The sequence below is a fragment of the Acinetobacter sp. LF10 genome (assembly GCF_048585715.1).
Classification (GTDB): domain Bacteria; phylum Pseudomonadota; class Gammaproteobacteria; order Pseudomonadales; family Moraxellaceae; genus Acinetobacter.
In genome coordinates this window covers 2,725,114-2,743,567 of record NZ_CP184160.1, presented here as the reverse complement: position 1 = coordinate 2,743,567, position 18,454 = coordinate 2,725,114, and the positions used below count along the sequence as shown (strand labels likewise).

14 protein-coding genes are annotated in these 18,454 nt (G+C 39.6%); 13 read left to right on the top strand and 1 reads right to left on the bottom strand.

Going from position 1 to position 18,454, the window contains the following annotated elements; all coding sequences use genetic code 11:
* Positions 1–42: 42 nt before the first annotated feature.
* Positions 43–1,302 (bottom strand): hypothetical protein, encoded by a 1,260-nt coding sequence (locus tag ACN19N_RS13200; protein ID WP_420001514.1) that lies wholly within the window; start codon positions 1,300–1,302, stop codon positions 43–45.
* A gap of 866 nt (positions 1,303–2,168) precedes the next feature.
* On the opposite strand from ACN19N_RS13200, the gene ACN19N_RS13195 reads away from it, so the two are divergent.
* From ACN19N_RS13195 to ACN19N_RS13135, 13 genes are all read left to right on the top strand, one after another.
* Positions 2,169–3,302: a hypothetical protein gene (locus ACN19N_RS13195; protein ID WP_420001513.1), complete on the top strand. Its 1,134-nt coding sequence runs from the start codon at positions 2,169–2,171 to the stop codon at positions 3,300–3,302.
* Positions 3,303–3,668, top strand: a complete 366-nt coding sequence (locus ACN19N_RS13190; RefSeq protein WP_420001512.1) for a hypothetical protein — start codon at positions 3,303–3,305, stop codon at positions 3,666–3,668.
* A 220-nt stretch (positions 3,669–3,888) separates the two neighbouring features.
* Positions 3,889–4,773, top strand: a complete 885-nt coding sequence (locus tag ACN19N_RS13185; RefSeq protein ID WP_420001511.1) for a hypothetical protein — start codon at positions 3,889–3,891, stop codon at positions 4,771–4,773.
* Between the two features lie 112 nt (positions 4,774–4,885).
* The gene (locus ACN19N_RS13180; protein WP_420001510.1) at positions 4,886–5,260 is read left to right on the top strand and encodes a hypothetical protein; all 375 of its coding nucleotides are present in this window, start codon (positions 4,886–4,888) and stop codon (positions 5,258–5,260) included.
* 145 nt (positions 5,261–5,405) lie between these two features.
* Positions 5,406–5,705: a hypothetical protein gene (locus ACN19N_RS13175; RefSeq protein ID WP_420001509.1), complete on the top strand. Its 300-nt coding sequence runs from the start codon at positions 5,406–5,408 to the stop codon at positions 5,703–5,705.
* A gap of 88 nt (positions 5,706–5,793) precedes the next feature.
* The gene (locus ACN19N_RS13170; RefSeq protein WP_420001508.1) at positions 5,794–6,849 is read left to right on the top strand and encodes a DUF932 domain-containing protein; all 1,056 of its coding nucleotides are present in this window, start codon (positions 5,794–5,796) and stop codon (positions 6,847–6,849) included.
* Between the two features lie 165 nt (positions 6,850–7,014).
* Positions 7,015–8,157: a YqaJ viral recombinase family protein gene (locus ACN19N_RS13165; RefSeq protein WP_420001507.1), complete on the top strand. Its 1,143-nt coding sequence runs from the start codon at positions 7,015–7,017 to the stop codon at positions 8,155–8,157.
* 140 nt (positions 8,158–8,297) lie between these two features.
* Positions 8,298–9,218, top strand: a complete 921-nt coding sequence (locus ACN19N_RS13160; RefSeq protein WP_420002394.1) for a hydrolase or metal-binding protein — start codon at positions 8,298–8,300, stop codon at positions 9,216–9,218.
* Positions 9,219–9,545: 327 nt separating this feature from the next.
* The gene (locus tag ACN19N_RS13155; RefSeq protein ID WP_420001506.1) at positions 9,546–11,276 is read left to right on the top strand and encodes a type I restriction-modification system subunit M; all 1,731 of its coding nucleotides are present in this window, start codon (positions 9,546–9,548) and stop codon (positions 11,274–11,276) included.
* A complete protein-coding gene (locus tag ACN19N_RS13150; RefSeq protein ID WP_420001505.1) occupies positions 11,266–12,699 on the top strand; it encodes an ATP-binding protein in 1,434 nt (477 codons plus the stop codon). The genes ACN19N_RS13155 and ACN19N_RS13150 overlap by 11 nt, the downstream gene beginning before the upstream one ends.
* Entirely contained in the window at positions 12,696–14,084 is a 1,389-nt protein-coding gene (locus ACN19N_RS13145) for a restriction endonuclease subunit S (protein ID WP_420001504.1), read from the top strand. Before ACN19N_RS13150 ends, ACN19N_RS13145 begins: the two co-directional genes overlap by 4 nt.
* Complete coding sequence (locus ACN19N_RS13140) at positions 14,084–15,292, top strand: SIR2 family protein (RefSeq protein WP_420001503.1); 1,209 nt, start codon at positions 14,084–14,086, stop codon at positions 15,290–15,292. Before ACN19N_RS13145 ends, ACN19N_RS13140 begins: the two co-directional genes overlap by 1 nt.
* Before the next feature lie 9 nt (positions 15,293–15,301).
* The gene (locus tag ACN19N_RS13135; RefSeq protein ID WP_420001502.1) at positions 15,302–18,403 is read left to right on the top strand and encodes a type I restriction endonuclease subunit R; all 3,102 of its coding nucleotides are present in this window, start codon (positions 15,302–15,304) and stop codon (positions 18,401–18,403) included.
* Positions 18,404–18,454: the final 51 nt, after the last annotated feature.

Genomic DNA, 18,454 nt, shown 5'->3' with positions numbered 1-18,454 from the left:
TAAAAAAGTGATAGTGAAAATTTCGCCCACGGCGAAAAAAACTTAAATTTTTGATTTTTTTATAATAAATAGCTCTTTTAATTGTTGCGCTAAATCAGGCCTATCTTCTAACCATTGGCGACTTCTCACTTCTCGGATTTCACATCCAATGATTTCCCCTGCATCGTTAACAATATCAATTCCATTGTCGAATTTTTTATATTGATTCTCTAAATTTATCCTTGTATCTATCAAATTTTCTAATTGATAATTTTGCGATCTGAGAATATTTTTTAACTCATCAATATGATGAGAGGGAGTAGGTTCAAAAATATTCAATATTGGGTGAGACTGTAAGGGAGATGTTCTATCTTTTTGATTAAGTGAAATTAACTCATTTGTATTTTTTATATTTACACCAATATTTTTTTCTATTTGTTCTAACCGTTCTATTTCGCTTTTAATATTTTTTTTTATAATTGGGTGGCAACACTCATTAAGGTGTTTGTGTAAGTCTCCGACTCTATAAAACTTATTTTTGTTTGTTCTTATGAAATTTTCTACGAAATCAAAGAAAGGCTGTTTAAAAATTCGATTGAAGCTGTAATCAGTAGTAGATCTCGCATGTTTTTTCTGAATTCGAGAATACAAATCTAATAGACCATACATGTCTTGCATTTCTTCATAACTTAATAAGCTTTTCTTTTCTATGAGAACGAGCAATTTTTTTAATTCTTTCTTGTCCAACAAGTTTAGCCATCGTGCTAAATTTGATGAAGCTATTGTGTTAGAGACGTTTCTCTCTTCTGTGAGTTCAGTTAATTTTTCCAAGCCAATTTTCTTTTCGAGAAAACTCTTTAATTCAAATAAAAAAATCTTTGGATTATTGCAATCAGAATGCTTAGCATAAATTGAAAGAGTTTCATTGAAAAAAATGTTGGTTTTCTTTTCATTTTTTAATTCAAATGCATTCCAAAAATGACGAATGGATGTAAGTACTTCATGATAATGAGTGGGTTTATAATGAGACAAGTCTTTCTCATATTGATCATTAAATCCACTCATTGATTCTTCAGCAGAACGAATCACAATAGGTTTATTATCTAATCTTTTAATTCTTTGTTCTTCGGGTTCTCTGAAATCACCTGCATCGTGTAATTGATAGATAGCTGCTTTAAGCGTTATCTCATCTATTGCTTTATAGATTTTTGGATTGAAACGATGAGGAGAGGTAAAGGAGTTAGTGATATTGAAGATCACGTAACTTTCTATTATTTTAATAAGCTCAGCTTGTGAGGGCACAAAATTATTTTCAGAAGTCATACCTTTATTCCTTAATGGAACGCACCATATAAAAATTATAAGAAACCGTATAGGAACAATAACGGACTTGCCACTTTCTAGAGCACAGACTTAATAGTTTCGTATTGAATTTAAAATGATTTTTAAAATTTAGTCTGATAAGCTTGTGTTTGGTTACTTTTACTCCTAAATAGTAAAAAATTCATTAAAGTGATAACTTTTAAGCGAGGTTCTTTAGCAGAAGATCTGCTTAATAACAAAAATTTATTCGATAAATATATCATCTAGATGGTAATAAGATACATGATTTATTTTTCTTAAAGTCCAGTTGATAGAATTTTTATGACTATTTAAAAAAAGGGTCAATGAATTTTAAAATCCATATTTAAGTTTGACCTTTGCTAAAGCAAAAACTTTTTATTTGAAGGTCTTCTTTAATCTTAATTTATATGTTTAATTTTTAATAAATATAGAATTTTATTTAATATAGTTGGCTTGACGGCAGACAGAGTGGGGGCTATCCTTTCGATGCTGGCCTACATTGCCAGTCGGTTTTGACAGACCGAGATCCATGGCGGTTTATAGATTTCTATAAATCGTTAGCACCCTTGTGTCCCCTTTTTTCTTTATGGTAGGGCAAGAAGGGGGACGCTTTACGCGTGCTAGTTCCTTGGATCCTAGTCTGTCAACCCCCTTTTTGTTCTGCCACCATAATCAATTGACAGTGATTCGGTAGAACTTCTTTTTTGATTCCAAGGAGTTGACATCATGCGTCTACAAATTCTTAATTTCCCGTTCTTCTCTATAACCCAGTGCTGTGTGTGGCTTTGTCATCACTAGACCAATAACAGCATACATAAAACAATAATTTTATCTGGGGTAAACAAATGAAGGATATCCATCCTCTGTTTGTCTGTGTGCTCGGATCATTTTTACTGATCGGCTGTGGAAATAAAAATGCTTCCACTGAAGTTTTACGCCCTGACGAAAATGCAGCACTCAGCCAACGACTTGAACCAACACATCGACCAGTTCTGGTCGAAGCCAAAGCATTACAACCATTTATCAATCTACAACAACTGCCCGAAGCCGATGTCTCAGGCTTCCGTGACTATCTGCATAGCCAAGCAGGCAATCGATCTGCATTGCTACAATTCCGAGACAAACTGCAACTCAAACCGAATCAAATCTTGGTCTTGGGGGTAGAAAAAACAAGTCAGCAATCCTTACTGGAATTTCCAAACAATGACTTATTTGCCAGTGCCAACGATTTGGTGATTAACCATGCCCGAATGTTGAAGACTCCAATTGCAGGAGAGAGCAAAGGCGAATTTGAAACGACTGAGCAATACCAGCAACGCACTCAGGCAGAACAAGGCACTTTAAAAAAAGCCACAGCCAATCTCAATGTTGATCTTGGACGACTGGAAGATGCCTTAAATTATTTGGCTTATCCAATCCCCATTAATGTACTCAACCCATCCAGCGAGGATTCAGCCCAGTATGATGCGGATCGACAGGTGATGCATATACAAGTGCAGGTATCCATTAGCAACCCTGCGGGCTACTACGATTCAACCGTATCTAAGCTCAATCTAGTATTTAGTGCATCACCCAAAGATGCTGAAATAATCCTAGGCAATCTACGTGATGAACGAGACAAGCGGAATTATCTCGGTTTTATCTTGAGTATGCAGCAAGGGCAATTGGTTTTAGAACAAGCCATCCTATATCAGCACAATAACAATGATGATCGCTACCTACGTCTAGCCACCATCAATCCCTCACAACTGTATTTGAGCACGCGTCCATTAAATGCAGATGAGTCAAACAAGAATCTCAATGCTGAACAGCCATACCCACTCAACCAAAAACTGCCTTTCCAGTTTGGTCTTAAGCATTACCGTAATCCTGAACAGCAACCACCTGAGCCTGAACTCGAAGTTCGACCACCAACTGAAGAAGAACTGACACAACTTAGCCTAAATGCTGGGGCAAGTGATGTTGAGGGGGCACTGTAAATGTTAGAGCTCTTTAAAAATAAATCCGTTCTAAACATCCAATTTTTGTGTGGTCTGTTGTTCCTTGGCAGCCTGTATGGATGTGGCAATAAGGATATGCCAACTGAACTTCCCAAAGCAGATGCGGTGCTTCAGCTCTTACATGCTCAAGATGCTTCAGTGATTCAGATCAAGTTACAGCAATGTCAGGTCGGGAATCTGTTTGCAGGGCAAGAAGGGACAAGTTCCAAATACGATCTCTATCGCTGTCAGATCACGGTTGAACGCTTTGATGGTGAATATAAGCAATCCTTTCTCAAAGATCAGGTCGTAGATTTACGTCCCTATGACTCAGAGACAGGCTGGCAATTGCTTGCATCGAACTAAGCGCCATCACAAAGATGAAGAGAATAACCAAACATGAAAAAAGAATTTGTAATCCCTTACCTCAGTATCGCGGTGTTGTATTGGTTCAGTCTGTTATGGCGTATTGAAGACAGCGGTCCAATTGCAGCCTATCTATTCGGTCGTGCCCTGATGTAGCCGTTCCAATTATTGAAATTTATTTTTTGATTAAAGCCTTAACTTGCCCAAGAGTGAAAAAATAATGATGGACTTTAATCAATTTAAACAACAGTTTCCGCAACTGGATCTATTACAGGCTGATCCTGCCATTTTCTTGGCACCCCAAATTCCCATGAACAAGATCCTGGGGGCGATGAGTTATCTACCTCCCCAAACCAAACCTGAACAGGTATTGATCTTGGTGGATGAAACCATATTTGGTCATGGCAAGAATGGATTGTGTCTCACTACCCAAGGCATCTATTTCAAGGAAGCCTTTGCCAATGCAAATACCTATCCAATGAAAGCTATTACATCTGTAGGTTATTCAATGGGAATGCTCAGTAAACAGTTGGTGATCAATGGCACAGTTAAAGTGACCTTGGCTCAGCCTGAAAAAGCAGGGCTACGGCTATTGGCAGATTTTCTAAACCAATATTGTGCGCTTCAGAAAGCCCAGACTGATTCATTGTCATCTGCATCTACGCAGCAACAATATCAACAAAGCCAAGCCACAACGATCCCAAACTTACAACCGATCATCAAACTGTATGCCTATTTATTATTGGGCTGGCGAGGTGAGTGGAGCAATCAGGTGAGGGCGTTGATGCAACAGTTATTCGACCGTGAATTTGTCAATCCACAGGATCAGGCATTTCTAGAACGATTGATGCAACAAGATCAGCAGTTTGATTTTTTTGACCTCCTTGATGAAGTCACTGCGATTCAAAACAGCCTGCCACCCCAACTATGTCACAACCTGCTTGAGGAAGTGTTGATGTTGATGGAAAAAAGGAACTTTGAAGTTGAAACAGCACGGAACCATTTCTTTCAGATCAGTACCGCTTTAAATGTTGATCAAGCAACTGCCACAAGCATTCTTGCGCAATTCCCAGCATTTATAGCAGGGAATATTGAATCAAAATAAAGAAATTTCAAATACATATTACCTCTGTGAAGACCCAGTACCCAGCCAAGACACAAGCTGATGTGGTGCTGATTAACATTCAAGAAGCTAAACCGAATAAGGAAAAATAATTGTGAAACGATTAATGAAATTGATACTACCTGCCTTAATTACCCTACCACTGATGTTGACTGGATGTGGTTCAGGTTTTAACCCTGATCGCATGGAAGTCAACCTTAATACTGAATACAGTCAAGGGGGATTGTATGACCGTACCTATGTGATTCTGACATTACGTTCACTGGATTCTGAACCGATCACACTAAATAAAGTCGATGTAAATAATGGGCGCTGTAGTTATACAGGTCGATACAATGATCCAATCAAGCTACCTGCCTATTTCCAGATTGGACAATCCCTACAGCTTTACTTGCGATGTTCCTACGATGCTGTGGTGAAGGTTGATATTGAGACTGATCAAGGTGCAGCAAGTTATAGCTTTAAATAAGCAGGCTAAAACCCAAATATAGACTGAACCAACGCACTACAAAGACACAGACCATGCCCAATACGGGCATGGTTTTTTTATGCCTGAAAATCTCAAGATTCGGACATCAAAATCAATATTCACCTCCACTGACAGGACTTTCGTGATGAGCACCGTACATTGTCCTTATTGCCATTCAGAACAGGTGATTCTTAGAGAATCCCAACCGAATGGTCCACAGTATTTTGAAAAAATCCTAGACGCATTTTCCCCGCCTGCGATGGCTGCACTGGGTATCAAACTGGCAAAAGAAGCAGGTATCCCTCCGTATATCGGTGGGCTGATTGGGGTAGTGGTCGGTGGAACACTGATCATAGTCAGTCAGCATTATTTCTATCGCCATTATAAATCCGCTCAACATTACCGCTGTCTGCAATGCGGACAGGACTTTGCAGTGGCTGCTTAAGCTTCATTACCCAATCGTCGATTTATACAACCTGACTTCACTCAATTTTATTTTTAAACATTTTTACTTTTATAGAGGAATTATTTCTATGGCGCATTTAGTTGAAACAATGGCATTTGTTGGACAAACCCCTTGGCATGGCTTAGGCAACCAACTGACCCCAAACCAACCGATTGAGGTCTGGGCAAAACAGGCAGGCATGGACTGGCGGATTGAATCCTCGGATGTCAGTTATATGGCTAAAAACCATAAACAACAAAACCTGATCTTGCCTTATCAAGAGCAACGAGTGTTGTATCGCTCAGACACGCACGAGCCTTTATCTGTGGTGAGTCAACGCTTTCAGGAAGTCCAACCCATGGAAATCCTACACTTCTATAAAGACCTGACGCAGCAATCAGGCTTTGAACTGGAAACCGCAGGGGTACTCAAAGGCGGTAAGAAATTCTGGGCATTGGCGAAGACAGGACAAAGCACCGCTCTAAAGGGTAAGGATGTCAGTAATGGCTATATTCTTCTTGCCACGGCTTGTGATGGCACACTCGCCACCACTGCTCAATTCACTTCTATTCGCGTGGTGTGTAACAACACCTTAGCCATTGCACTCAAAGGACAGAATAATAGTTCAGGTGTGGTTAAAGTCCCACACAGTACCAAGTTCGATGCGGATAAAGTTAAACAGCAACTCGGTATTTCAGTTCGTGCATGGGATGAGCACATGTATGAAATGAAGCAACTGAGTCAACGTAAAGTGACACAGCAAGAAGCGGCAGCCTACTTTGATGCGGTATTTAACAACACCAACTTGAGTAGTGCGGAACAGGATGAAAGCATTATTCAATTCTATCGCAATGCAGCCATGCCGAATCAAGGCATCAACACAACAACCAAAGCCGACAATAAAACAGAACCGAATGGGCGAGCCATGTCTAAAGTGATGACCATGTTCAATGGACATGGGCGAGGAGCAGAACTCAGCTCAGCGAAAGATACGGCTTATGGTTTACTGTGCGCAATTACGGAATTCACCGACCACGAACGTCGTGCTATGAGTACTGATCACAGACTTGATTCAGCTTGGTTTGGTGCAGGGGCAGTAATCAAGCAACGTGGTTTAGAACAGGCATTGAGAATGGTTAGTTAAGAAAAGCATACCATTCATTCAGTTTTATTTAAGCTCATCCATTTAGCCTAAGAATACGGTAACACCGTACAAGCACAGCAACACCTTTAGCCGCACCCTCAGATGCGGCTTTTTTTATGCCCAAAATTCAGCTTTTACGATTTTACTCATACAGGAATAATTGCAATGAATAGTCATACTCAAATTCAAAATGCCTTAAATCATCCACCGCTACAGCCGTATTCACTCAACCTGAATCCAACCATCCAAAACTTACCGACTCAGCAGGTTGAAGTAGGAACTCGAACCAAACGAGACCGACCAAACAAACAGCCACGCAAAACCAAGCCACTCACCGCCAAACGACTTGCCAACACCAAACAGATGAATTACCAACAATGGCTCGAAGTCAGAAAACAGGGCATTGGTAGTAGTGATGCAGCCACCGCTTGTGGACTCAATCCGTATATGTCAATGCTGGAACTGTGGATGATTAAAACAGGTCGGATGCAACAAAACATCGAGGACGAAAGTGCAGGCTACGCACCTTTATATTGGGGTAAGCAACTCGAACCATTGGTGGCTGAATACTACAGCATGCACACCAATAATAAGGTGCGTCGAGTCAATGCAGTGTTACAACACCCTGATGAAGATAAACACTTTATGCTCGCCAATTTGGATTATGCCGTGGTGGGAAATAGCGAAGTTCAAATCTTGGAGTGCAAAACCGTAGGGGAATATGGCTCAAAACTCTGGCGGGATGGCGTACCGCTTTATGTCCTCTGCCAAGTGCAACATCAACTTGCAGTCACAGGTAAACAAGCCGCGCATATCTGTGCCTTGGTTTGTGGGCATGAAAGCAAAATCTTTAAAGTGACCCGTAATGAAACCGTGATTCAGCACATCATTAATGCTGAACGACACTTCTGGCAATGTGTGGAATCGGATATTCCGCCGAGTGTCGATGCCTCGGATTCAGCAGCCAAAGCCTTGCAACAACTTTATCCAGCACAGATTCCATTACAGGTAGAAGACCTCAGCCAAAACGAACAAGCCAACTACTTATTTAACCAACTGTTAGAAGAGCGACATAAGGTTGAACAACACCAACAGTATTTCGATGAACTCAAACATCAACTACAAATGATGATGAAAGAAGCAGAACGAGCAGTGTTTACAGGGGGATCAGTGACATGGAAGAAATCACAGGATTCCATCAGCCTAGACAGTAAATCCCTGCTTAAACAGCACCCTGAATATCTACAGCAGTTTCCACAGACAAAAGTGGGAACACGAAGATTTCAGATTTATCCGAATGGTGGATAAGGCAGAAACGCATATCCAGCATTTATTTCTCAAACAAACGTATCAAATCAACTAACACCAAAACCAACCGATCCCATACCGCAACAGGTATGGGATTTTTTATGCCCAAAATTTTAAACTTCTATATAGAGGACATCACCATGATTAAAGGTTTAGCTATTACCCCACCTGTGTTGGGTCGTATCAGTATTGGCAAAATTGTCGAAAAGAATGGGAAACGTCTGCCTGAAAAGGATGATCAATTTACGATTACCAGCCAAATTCAAGGAAAAGATGGATGGGTTCGGCATCCATTAGATGAACAGCTACGAGCCAAAGCACCGAACCAAAAACTTAGAAGCATTCCAGTTCGCATGATTTTTAATGATCCTGAACTGAATCTACGGGCAGAGTACAGCCTATTTGATCGACAAACAGGACGTTTAATCTGTTCAGGTAATGGAGAAACCTGCCAGCGACTCGGACAAAACGGTATTGAACAACATCCATGCCCATCTCCTGACTTATGTCCATTGGCGCAAGGTGGATTATGTAAACCCTATGGCAGACTCTACGTCAATTTAGATGAATCCGATGAGTTTGGTACATTTATCTTTAGAACCACAGGCTTTAATAGCATCCGTACTCTGGCAGCACGACTACGTTATTACAGTGCGGCATCAGGTGACTTGCTTTCATGTTTACCATTGCAACTGACTTTACGAGGTAAAAGCACAACACAGAGTTACCGCACTCCAATTTATTATGTGGATTTAACTTTACGTGATGGCACAAATCTAAAAGATGCGATTAGCTCAGCCAAACAGATCGATGAACAGAGCAAGGCAGCAGGATTTTATCAGGAGGCGCTGGATCATGTGGCACGACAGGGCTATGCTAATGCCAGTTTTGAGGTTGGCGGTGAAGAGGGACTGGATATTGTTGAGGAGTTTTATAGTGATCAGCAAAATGCTGTTGAGGTGAGGTCTGATGTCGTATCAGCAGCATCGATTGCTCAAGCGGTCAATGATGCCACGGAGATAAAACAGAGTCTGAGACAAAGTGTAAGGGCTGTAAATTAGCCCAAACCAATTGGCAGAAAAATACAGAACTCGGTTTTGTAATGAGTACCAAGCTAATAATATCAATGAGATAAAATAAGAGAATTATAGTTCTCTTATTTTTTTGGTTAATTACAAGTTATTATACCTGTCAGCGACATATATAGTCGTACCTATCCAAGGGTGCCTAGCTTTGTACTTTGGTAGGGGATTAAAATATAAAATAGTATCTATCTTTATTTTTTGTGTAGTACACGACTTTTCATTCGTCTTAGATGTGCTAACGTAATAAACTATTGAACATTAAGTATAAAACCACAGCGGTTGACCATTGATCGAGGATAAAGAATGAACTCATTGGAACAAAAGTTTCTAAATGACTTGGATGATAAGCTTTGGAAAGCCGCTGATAAATTACGTAGTAGTTTAGATGCTGCCAACTACAAGCATATTGTGCTTGGATTAATTTTCCTAAAATATGTATCAGATGCTTTTGATGAACGTCAGTCTGAACTCAAGGATTTATTTGCACAAGCGGATGATCACAACATCTATTACATGCCTCGTGATCAATACGACACAGAAGAAGAATATCAACAAGCAATCGCTGATGAATTAGAAATTATTGATTATTATCAAGAAAAAAATGTGTTTTGGGTGCCTAAAGCAGCACGTTGGATCACCCTCCAAAATACCGCAGCCTTAGCGATTGGCTCGATTATTTGGCAGGATGAGCAAGGGCAAGATGTAAAATTGCGCTCTGTTTCTTGGTTGGTCGATAATGCTTTTGATGAAATTGAGAAAGCCAATCCCAAACTAAAAGGCATTTTGAATCGAATAGGTCAGTATCAGCTCGACAATGACAAATTACTTGATTTGATCAATACTTTTTCAGATACCAGTTTTATTAAACCTGAATACAACGGCGAAAAACTGAGTCTGCATAGCAAAGATATTCTTGGGCATGTCTATGAATACTTTTTAGGGCAGTTTGCTTTAGCTGAAGGTAAACAAGGCGGGCAGTATTACACACCTAAAAGTATCGTGACCTTGATTGTAGAAATGCTGCAACCTTATAAAGGTCGTGTTTACGATCCTGCAATGGGTTCAGGTGGCTTCTTTGTTTCCAGTGAAAAGTTCATCGAACAACATGCACAGGAAAAGCATTACAAAGCATCTGAACAGAAAAAGCATATTTCGATTTACGGACAAGAAAGCAACCCAACTACTTGGAAACTTGCTGCCATGAATATGGCAATTCGTGGCATTGATTTTAACTTTGGTAAAAAGAATGCCGATACATTTTTAGATGATCAGCATCCAGACTTACGTGCTGATTTTGTCATGGCAAATCCACCATTCAATATTAAGGATTGGTGGCACGCTTCACTGGAAAGTGATGTACGTTGGAAATATGGCACACCGCCACAGGGTAATGCCAACTTTGCTTGGATGCAGCACATGCTGCACCATCTCTCACCAACAGGCAGTATGGCACTTTTACTTGCCAATGGTTCGATGAGTTCCAATACCAACAATGAAGGTGAAATTCGTAAAAATCTGATTGAAGCAGATTTGGTGGAATGTATCGTTGCATTGCCAGGGCAACTGTTTACCAATACGCAAATCCCTGCCTGTATTTGGTTTTTGACCAAGGACAAAAAGAATGGTTTGTCCTTAGATAAAAAGAAAGCCAATCGTGAAGGCAAGACTTTATTTATTGATGCTCGCAACTTGGGCTATATGAAAGATCGTGTACTGCGTGACTTTACCGATGCAGACATTGCCAAAATTACCGATGCTTTACATGCTTGGCAACAAGGAGAAAATTTTGAAGGTGAAGCTTATCACGATGAAAAAGGCTTTTGTTTCTCGGCTGAGTTAAAAGATATTCAAAAGCATGATTATGTACTGACCCCAGGGCGTTATGTAGGTGCAGTCGAGCAGGAAGATGATGGAGAACCTTTTGCTGAGAAGATGACACGCTTAACAGGACAACTGAAACAGCAATTTGCTGAAAGTGCTGTACTGGAAATTGAAATCAAAAAGAATTTAAAAGGCTTAGGTTATGAGTTCTGATCAACAGTTGCTGCTTGAGATTCAAAAAGGCGAAAGCAAAACGCTAGAGTTTAAACAGCAGTTACCGAAAGGACAGCAGATCGCTAAAACATTAATTGCTTTTGCAAACGGTAGTGGCGGTAAGTTGATCGTTGGTGTCACTGATGATCGGCAGTTGGTTGGGATTCAAGATGATATTTTCGAGTTGCAAGATAAAATCACTTCGATGATTTATGAGTTGTGTGCCCCACAACTTGCAGCACAAATCTATATTGAGAATATAGATGGTGTTGAGCTATTGGTTGTGGAGGTCGCACGAGGTAGTTTATTTCCGTATTACCTTAAATCTGTAGGACGTGAGCAAGGCACATATATCCGTCTAGGTGCAAGTAACCGTGTGGCATCGCCTGAGCATATTCAACAACTGGAATTGCAACGGCTGAATGTAAGTTTTGATGCCTTAGCCAATTATCAATATCCATTGAAAAAGCTCGATTTAACGGTTTTGGAAGCAGCGTTCAAAGCTGCTGATAAGACACTGACTTTAGAAAAGATGTTGAATCTAAAGTTAGTGATTGAAGAGCAGGGACAGCGTTATGCCAGTCACGGTTTATTGATCTTACTCGGTCAATATGAGCATGTGATGACCCAATGTGCCCGATTTAAAGGCACCAATATGAGTGTGTTTTTAGATCGTAAAGAATATACAGGTGACTTGTTTGCACAAATTGAGCAAGCCGAAATTTTTATTAAAAATCATTTGTCACTACGTGCAGAAATTCGTGGCTTAAAGCGTTATGACTATTTAGAAATTCCAGAAAATGCCATTCGTGAAGCTTTAGTCAATGCCTATGTACATCGTGATTACAGTAACTTTGGGCGGAATATCAAAGTCGCTGTGTATGATGATTTGGTCAATATCGTCTCCCCAGGTGGATTACCAAATGGTTTAACCGAAGCGGACTTGTTACAGGGGCGTTCGGAAATTCGGAATCGGGTATTGGCTCGTGTGTTTCGAGAGCTAGGTTATATTGAGCATTGGGGCAGTGGTCTGCAAAGGATCAAGCAAATGTGTGAAGCAGAGAGTTTGCTAACACCTGAATTTGTGGAAACAGGTGATTTTTTTGATGTGAAGTTATATCGTCCTGTGATTGATTTGGAAGGTGGTGCAATAGGTGGTGCAATTGATCATTCAAGTGGTGTAATAGATGATTTAGGTGGTGCAATCGAAGTAAGCCAACTCACTGAACGCCAACAGGAAATTTTAGTTTTAATTCAGCGTAATCCGAAAGTTTCTTATCGTTCTTTGGCAGAACAACTTGGTATTAATCAATCTGCCTTACAAAAGCATCTGAATCATTTAAAAGATGCAGGCTGGCTTGAGCGTATCGGTGGAACTCGTGGCTATTGGGCGATTAAGAAAGAGTTTGGGGGTGAGGTGTGAGCATTGATTTTCCTAAAAATTGGAAACAAGTAGTTTTAGAAGATGCTTTAGATGCCTTAATCGATTACAGGGGAAAAACGCCCAAAAAAGTGGATAAGGGTATTCCCTTGATTACCGCTAAGGTTGTCAAATCTGGTCGAATATTGCCAATGGATGAATTTATTGCTGATGAGGATTATGAAAGCTGGATGGTCAGAGGTATTCCTCAAGTAAGTGATATTGTTGTAACGACAGAAGCACCATTAGGTGAAGTTGCACAAATTAAGAATGCAAATGTTGCTTTAGCACAGAGAATAGTTACTTTACGTGGAAAAGTTGATTTCTTAGAGAATGATTTTTTATTATTTTTAATGCAATCTGATTTTGTACAAAATCAATTAGAAGCAAGAGCGACTGGTTCAACTGTTAAGGGAATTAAGCAGTCAGAGCTTAGAAAAATTATTTTACCTATTCCTCCAATTGCAGAGCAAAAATGTATTGGAAAAATCCTTTCTGACCTAGATGATAAAATCCACCTCAACAACCAAATCAACCAAACCCTAGAATCTATTGCTCAAGCCATTTTTAAAAGTTGGTTTATCGACTTTGAACCTGTGCGTGCCAAAATTGCAGCAAAACAAACAGGGCAAGACCCTGAACGTGCTGCGATGTGTGCGATTAGTGGAAAAAGTGAAGCCGAACTTGAACAAATGGTTAAAGAAGATTTTGCAGAGTTACACGCAACTGCTGCACTGTTTCCTGATGAGTTGGTTGAAAGTGAATTGGGGGAAGTACCGAAGGGGTGGGGAGTCTCGACAGTTGGTGATCAAATTCAAACAGTAGGTGGAGCAACACCATCAACTAAAAATGCTGAATTTTGGGATAATGGAGAACACAATTGGACAACACCTAAAGATTTATCCAATTTAACCAATAAAATTTTGTTAAATACAGACAGAAAAATAACTGATGCTGGGCTAAAGAAAATCAGCTCAGGTTTATTGCCAAAAGATACTGTATTGATGTCATCTCGTGCGCCAGTTGGTTATTTGGCTTTGGCGAAAATTGAAGTAGCTATTAACCAAGGTTATATAGCAATTTTACCAAATACAAAATATTCGGCTGAATATTTGATTCAGTGGTGTGAAGCTAATATGTCCGAAATTAAAGGACGAGCATCAGGTACAACATTTCAGGAAATAAGTAAGAAAAATTTTAGAGAAATCGATTTTATTTGTCCCGATGAAAAAATAGTTGCTGGTTATACGAAAATAGTTAAACCGCTTTATGATGAAATTAGCTCAAAGGCAAAAGAAAATCATAATTTAATTAATTTAAGAGATACTTTATTACCAAAGTTGTTGTCGGGTGAGATTGATCTTTTAGGTTTTACAGGAGACGATTGATGACTAAAGAATTGGAGGGATTGGCTGCTACTGTTCAAAAATTCAAAACAAGTTTGAAAGACGTCTTAGATAAAAATAATGCTGAATTTCATCAAGCCTTAAATGGAGAATCTCCTATTGGTTTTCATGGTTTAACCACCATGCAAGATGAAGCGAATGAATATTTTGTTGATCCAAGTGATATTTTATTTTGGCATGATCCTACAGCTTATCTTGATGAATTAGGGCGTTGGATGGGGCAAGAGATTCTAGACCAACATTCAGCGATCAAAGATTATCTGCATGAATCAGACCAAATTAATATTTTTAATAGATTTGTCGATGTATTAAAGAAAAAAAGAGTAGCTCCATTTATAGGTGCAGGTGTCTCTAAACCTTATAATTATCCTTTGTGGGGCGAAGCGATTCACGACATTATAAAAAAATTAGAGGGAATTTCAGCATCCGAAGAGAAAGCAGGCAAACCTATAAATAACAGTTTAAACGAAATTAAAGAATTATTTGCTCAAAAAGATTATATAGCGACTGTTCAGAAACTATATGAACATAATAAAGTAATTGTAGACAATACGATTAACTCTAAATTTGATGGCGCAGAACATCGGCTTCTAAAAGGAATTCTTGAATTAGTACCACAACTCACCGATGGATGTGTAATAACAACTAACTTTGACAAATTACTAGAAACTGTTTTTGAAGTGAGACATAAACCGTTTCAGGGTTTTATGCATGGTATACAACTACATAGTAGTTTTGCATCCAAACTTGTTCAGGGCTCCCGTTGTATTTTAAAACTTCATGGTACATTTGATGCCAATGAAACATATATTTTTTCGAAGCAGCAATATGACGATGCTTATGGTCATGGCTGTTTAGATTATACTAAACCCTTAGCTAAAGTTTTAAGACAAATTTTTATTAGCCATTCTTTGGTATTTATTGGGTGTAGTTTAGAACAAGATAGAACATTAGAATTGTTTTTAGATGTTGTAAACTCTAATGTATTTGATATACCAAATCATTTTGCATTTTTACCTGAAGTTGACGGGGGAGCTAAAGTTCACAAAGAAACTTTAATTTCTGGAGCAAATATTAAACCTATCTGGTATCAAGTCGCTTGGAATGTGGATGGTTCGCAAAATCATATTCAATTAGAACAATTGTTAAGTTTTGCGATTGATTGTGCAAATGGTCGGGCAAAGGTGTAGGAAATAAAAATGAATGAAACACAACTCGAAAACCTATGCCTAGACTGGTTCTCTGAAAATGGCTGGGAAGTTGTTCATGGTGTCGATATTGCACCTGACAGTAACAATCCTTTACGTAAAGACTATAAGCAAGTTCTTATTGAAGCGGACTTGCAAACCGCCTTTGAACGCTTAAATCCACATTTGCCAGTGAGCTGTTTTGAGCAGGTTTTACAGAAACTCAGTAAACCTGAAAGTCTGGATTTAATCACCAATAACCGTGCTTTTCACCACATGTTACTGGAAGGTGTGCCCGTCAGTTATAAAAAAGAAGATGACTGGGTGAATGACCATGCGTTTTTGGTCGATTTTAATCATGTGTATCAAAATCGCTTTGTCGCCATCAATCAATTCACCATTCAAGGTACAAAGCAACCCAGACGACCTGATATTATCTGCTTTATCAACGGTATTCCGTTTGCAGTATTAGAGTTAAAAAGCCCTACCGATGAAAATGCAGATATTTGGGATGCGTTTAATCAATTACAAACCTATAAAGAAGAAGTTTCTGATTTGTTTGTTTTTAACGAAGCATTGGTAGTCAGTGATGGTGTAACAGCCCGTGTCGGTTCACTGACGGCGAATCAGGAACGCTTTTTGCCGTGGCGTACCATTAAAAATGAAGATGATAAACCACAGTTAGAATGGGAACTCGAAACGGTTATTCGAGGTTTCTTTGATCGTGAGTTATTCCTCGATTACATCCGTTTCTTTATTTTATTTGAAATTGATGGTGAACGAATCATTAAAAAAATTGCGGGTTATCACCAGTTTCATGCAGTGCGTGAAGCTATTCAAGCCACTATTGCCGCAGCTAATCCAATTGGTAATAAAAAAGCAGGCGTGGTTTGGCATACCCAAGGTTCAGGTAAAAGTATTTCAATGTGTTGCTATGCAGGTAAACTTTTACAACAACCCGCCATGCAGAATCCTACCTTATTGATTGTGACTGACCGTAATGACTTGGATGGACAACTATTTGAAACCTTTAGTCAGGCACAAGAATTATTAAAGCAAACGCCAGTACAGGCCAATAATCGTGATGAGCTGAGACAACTCCTTGCTGAACGTGAATCAGGCGGAATTATCTTTACCACGGTACAAAAGTTTGCTTTGCTTGATGGAGAAACTGAACATCCATTGCTGAATGGTCGACACAATATTGTGGTGATGTCTGATGAAGCCCATCGTAGCCAATATGGACTCAAAGCCAAACTATCGAATGATGGGACTTATAAATTTGGCTATGCCAAGCACATGCGTGATGCTTTAGCGAATGCGGCATTCATTGGCTTTACAGGTACGCCAATTTCCAGTGAAGATAAAGATACTCGAGCCGTTTTTGGCGATTATGTTTCAATTTACGATATCCAAGATGCGGTAGAGGACGGCGCAACTGTGCCGATCTATTATGAATCCCGTTTGGCAAAATTGGATATTAATAAGGCTGAAATCGAGGAACTCTCTGATCAAGTTGATGAAGTGGTAGAAGATGAGGAAGATGTCGGTAGTCGTGAAAAGACAAAGGGTGAATGGAGTCGATTAGAGAAGTTGGTTGGTGCAACACCACGCCTGAAACAGATTGCTGTGGATTTGGTGACACACTTTGAAGCTCGTACCGAAGCCACAGCAGGCAAAGGTATGATTGTGACTATGAGCCGTGAAATCTGTGTGCATTTGTATAATGAAATTATTGCTTTGCGCCCAGATTGGCATGATGATGACCCGAAAAAAGGAAAAATCAAAATTGTGATGACGGGTTCAGCATCGGATAAGCCATTGCTACAGCCTCATATTTACAATAAGCAAGTGAAGAAAAGCTTAGAGAAACGTTTTAAAGATGTGAATGACCCTTTGCAGTTGGTGATTGTACGGGATATGTGGCTGACAGGTTTTGATGCACCGTGTACCCATACCATGTATATCGACAAACCAATGAAGGGTCATAACTTGATGCAGGCGATTGCACGAGTCAACCGTGTCTTTAAAGACAAGCAAGGTGGTTTGGTTGTTGATTATATTGGGATTGCCAATGAGTTAAAGCAGGCATTAAAAACTTATACTGATGCCAAAGGAAAAGGTGAGCCAACCTTACGTGCGGAAGAAGCCTATGCCGTGCTTGCTGAAAAAATGGATGCCATTCGTGGGATGTTTGCCAAGACCACTGACCAAACTGGGTTGGATTTAAGCAGTTATGAAACACAAGCACATCGATTGATTATCCCAGCAGCTAACTATGTGCTGAGTTTGAAAGATGGCAAAAAACGCTTCTTGGATTTAGTACTTGCAGTCAATAAAGCCTTTTCATTGTGTGGTACGTTGGATGAAGCCAAGACATTGCATAAGGAAATTGCGTTTTATTCAGCCATTAAAGCAGTCATTAGTAAGCATACTTCTGTGGATCGTAAATTATCGCAAGCAGAAAAGGATAGTACGCTTAAACAAATTCTGGATAATGCTGTTGTTGCTGATGGTGTGGCAGATGTATTTGCGCTATGTGGTTTAGATAAACCAAATATTGGTTTACTGTCAGATGAATTTTTAGAAGATGTTCGACAAATGCCATATCGTAACTTGGCGGTCGAATTATTAGAAAAATTATTGAATGATGGTATCAAGGCAAAAACACGGAATAATCTCGTACAGGAAAAACGTTTCTCTGATCGTTTGCAGGAAACTTTAAGGAAATATAACAACCGTGCGATTGAGACCTCCCAAGTGATTGAGGAGTTGATCCAGATGGCGAAAGAGTTCCAAGCTGAAATGGAACGTGAAGCTTCGCTAGGTTTGAACCCTGATGAAATCGCTTTCTATGATGCTTTAGCAAATAATGAAAGTGCGGTGCGTGAATTGGGTGATGATACGTTGAAAAAAATTGCACGTGAAATCACTGAGAAATTACGTAAATCGACAACTGTGGATTGGCAAGTTCGAGATAGTGTACGTGCTCAGCTTAAAATCTTGGTACGTCGTACTTTACAGCGATGGAAGTATCCACCTGACAAAGCGGCAGAGGCTATTGAGTTAGTTATGAAGCAGGCTGAAATGTTATCTAATGCTTGGACAAGTTGATATAAGGTTAAGGAGTAGGTTGTTCTGCTCCTTATTAAGGGCTTGGATTGA

Bases quoted from the DNA above. Each gene is read 5' to 3' on its own strand.
- ACN19N_RS13200 (WP_420001514.1), bottom strand. From the start codon at position 1,302: ATGACTTCTGAAAATAATTTTGTGCCCTCACAAGCTGAGCTTATTAAA.
- ACN19N_RS13195 (WP_420001513.1), top strand. From the start codon at position 2,169: ATGAAGGATATCCATCCTCTGTTTGTCTGTGTGCTCGGATCATTTTTA.
- ACN19N_RS13190 (WP_420001512.1), top strand. From the start codon at position 3,303: ATGTTAGAGCTCTTTAAAAATAAATCCGTTCTAAACATCCAATTTTTG.
- ACN19N_RS13185 (WP_420001511.1), top strand. From the start codon at position 3,889: ATGATGGACTTTAATCAATTTAAACAACAGTTTCCGCAACTGGATCTA.
- ACN19N_RS13175 (WP_420001509.1), top strand. From the start codon at position 5,406: ATGAGCACCGTACATTGTCCTTATTGCCATTCAGAACAGGTGATTCTT.
- ACN19N_RS13170 (WP_420001508.1), top strand. From the start codon at position 5,794: ATGGCGCATTTAGTTGAAACAATGGCATTTGTTGGACAAACCCCTTGG.
- ACN19N_RS13165 (WP_420001507.1), top strand. From the start codon at position 7,015: ATGAATAGTCATACTCAAATTCAAAATGCCTTAAATCATCCACCGCTA.
- ACN19N_RS13160 (WP_420002394.1), top strand. From the start codon at position 8,298: ATGATTAAAGGTTTAGCTATTACCCCACCTGTGTTGGGTCGTATCAGT.
- ACN19N_RS13155 (WP_420001506.1), top strand. From the start codon at position 9,546: ATGAACTCATTGGAACAAAAGTTTCTAAATGACTTGGATGATAAGCTT.
- ACN19N_RS13150 (WP_420001505.1), top strand. From the start codon at position 11,266: ATGAGTTCTGATCAACAGTTGCTGCTTGAGATTCAAAAAGGCGAAAGC.
- ACN19N_RS13140 (WP_420001503.1), top strand. From the start codon at position 14,084: ATGACTAAAGAATTGGAGGGATTGGCTGCTACTGTTCAAAAATTCAAA.
- ACN19N_RS13135 (WP_420001502.1), top strand. From the start codon at position 15,302: ATGAATGAAACACAACTCGAAAACCTATGCCTAGACTGGTTCTCTGAA.